1 protein-coding gene is annotated in these 434 nt (G+C 70.0%); it reads left to right on the forward strand.

Features of this window, described 5'->3' with window-relative positions:
- Positions 1-434: condensation domain-containing protein (locus tag ACODRW_RS24360; RefSeq protein WP_488906930.1), on the forward strand; the 434-nt coding region annotated here is incomplete at both ends.

A 434-nucleotide genomic window follows, 5' to 3' on the forward strand; every position in this document is an offset into this window, starting at 1 on the left:
CCTGCTGATCAACACCGTCCCGCTGCGCCTGCGGCTGCAGCCCGAGGAAACCCTGGCCGCCCTGCTGCAACGCCTGCAGGCCCAACAGGCCGCGCTGATCGAGCACCAGCACCTCAGCCTCGCCGAGATCCAGCAAGCGGCGGGAAGAACGGAGCTGTTCGACACCCTGCTGGTTTTCGAAAGCTATCCGGCGCTGCCCGGCGCGGCCGACGGCGAGGTGGCCGACGGCCTGGCCTTGATTCCGCTCGGCGGCGATGGCGCCGACACCTCGCACTACCCGCTCAGCCTGTGCGCCGTCCCCGGACCCGAACTCGAGCTGCGCTTCGGCTACCGGCCCGATCTCTTCTCCGCCGACGCCGTAGACGGCATCGCCCGGCAATTGCTGGAACTGCTGCGCCTGATCGCCGAACAGCCCGAGCTGCCGCTCGCCCGCA

The organism is Chromobacterium sp. FG89 (assembly GCF_057808735.1).